A 1,735-nucleotide genomic window follows, 5' to 3' on the forward strand; every position below is an offset into this window, starting at 1 on the left:
ACCACAACCAGCCCACCCAAACCAACCCAGCCCGTCCGGCGCTTGAGGCCAAACAGCCCGGCCGCCGCCCGAGGCCACCGCACCGCTCAAGACTCCGGCATCGGCACCGCCAGGACCGCCAAAAACCGGTCCAGGAACTGACCATACGCCGCCACCATGTCCACCCGATCCGGCTCCAACAACCATTGCACCTGGAGCCCGTCCATCGCCGCCAACATCAATTCGGCGCAGTGCTCCGCGTCCACGTCGGCCGCGATGTCCCCCGCGTCACGAGCCGCCGCGAGGTGCCCGGCCGCGATCTCCCGCGCCACCCGATACCGCTCGACGAAGTACACGTGCGCCGGATGCGCAGGATCCGTGGCCTGCGCCGACAACGTCGCGAACAGCCGGATCAGCAATGGTTGTTGCGCGTTGAGCGCGACGACCGCACGGCTCGCCCGTACCCACTCGATCCCGGACACGTCGGCCGGCTCGTCCGGAATGAGCGTCAGCTCGTCCTTGTACCGCAGGACGGCCGTGAGCAGTTCCTCCTTGGACGAGAAGTGGTGCCGCAACCCCGTATGCGAAAGGCCCACGTGCGCGGCGATCTCGCGCAGCGAGACCGCGTCGTACCCGCGCGTGGCGAACACCTCCAAGGCCGCGTGCACGATCTCCTGCCGCCGCGCCACACCACGCGCGTACGGGCCCCTTGCCCCCGTGCGATCCGACATACGTTCGTCTCCCTCCGCGAAAGCATTCCACCTGGAATGTATTGAATGTAGTGTGCCTCGCGTGTCGCAGGCCAACGGTCATGATGACCGCACCCTTCCCTTGCCCTCGGCCGATGAGGCGTCCGGCGCCTTCGAGCCGCCCGAAACCACCCCCATGCCCAATCCCCGGGCACCCGACGAAGCACTCGTTCGAACTCCCGACCACGGGCCGGACCCCGCGCTCGACCCCACCACAGCGCACCGGGTCGAGGACGCGCTCGCGCGGCTCGACCTCGAACAGAAGGTGCGTCTGCTCACCGGCTCGGGCTTTTGGCGCACCGCCGCCGAACCCGCGATCGGCCTTCGGGAACTCGTACTGTGCGACGGCCCCGCAGGGGTTCGCGGCGAGCGTTTCGACGAGCGTGACACCTCTGCTTCCCTGCCGTGCCCGACCGCGCTCGCGGCGTCCTGGGACGAGGATCTCGTCCGTCGTCTGGGCAGCCTCCTCGCCGTCGAGGCCCGCCGCAAGAACGTGGACGTGGTCCTCGGCCCGACCGTCAACCTCCAACGCAGCCCTTACGCGGGGCGGCACTTCGAGTGCTACTCGGAGGATCCGCTGCTGTCCGGGCGAATCGGTTCGGCGCTGGTCCGCGGGATCCAGTCCGGCGGCGTCGCCGCCACCGTCAAGCACTTCACCGCCAACGACTCGGAGACCGAGCGCTACTCGGTCGACGTACGCATGTCCGAGCGCACGTTGCGCGAGATCCACCTGGCGCCGTTCGAACACATCGTGCGCGAGGGCGGCGCGTGGGCGCTGATGGCGGCCTACAACAGCGTCGACGGCGTCACCATGACCGAGCACGCGCTGCTGGAGACGCCGCTGCGAACCGAGTGGGGTTTCGACGGACTCGTGGTCTCCGACTGGTTCGCGACCCGCTCGACCGAGGGCGCCGGCCGCGCGGGACTCGACCTGGCGATGCCCGGCCCCGGCCCGGAGCGGCCGTGGGGTGCCGCGCTCGTCGACGCGGTTCGCGCGGGCACGGTAC

2 protein-coding genes are annotated in these 1,735 nt (G+C 69.7%); one reads left to right on the top strand and one right to left on the bottom strand.

The features are described from left to right. Positions 1 to 86: 86 nt before the first annotated feature. Positions 87 to 710, bottom strand: coding sequence for a TetR/AcrR family transcriptional regulator (locus GT354_RS20605; RefSeq protein ID WP_161357818.1), 624 nt, complete (start codon positions 708 to 710; stop codon positions 87 to 89). A gap of 154 nt (positions 711 to 864) precedes the next feature. Between GT354_RS20605 and GT354_RS20610 the strand changes: the two genes are divergently transcribed. Then, positions 865 to 1,735, top strand: an 871-nt coding sequence (locus tag GT354_RS20610) for a glycoside hydrolase family 3 N-terminal domain-containing protein (protein ID WP_272923855.1), incomplete at its 3' end; no start/stop codon positions are given.

The sequence above is a fragment of the Streptomyces sp. SID3343 genome, assembly GCF_009865215.1.
In the GTDB taxonomy this organism is placed as follows: domain Bacteria; phylum Actinomycetota; class Actinomycetes; order Streptomycetales; family Streptomycetaceae; genus Embleya.

What these genes read in the sequence shown, in the direction of transcription:
- GT354_RS20605 (WP_161357818.1), bottom strand. Translation starts at nt 710, where the DNA reads ATGTCGGATCGCACGGGGGCAAGGGGCCCGTACGCGCGTGGTGTGGCG.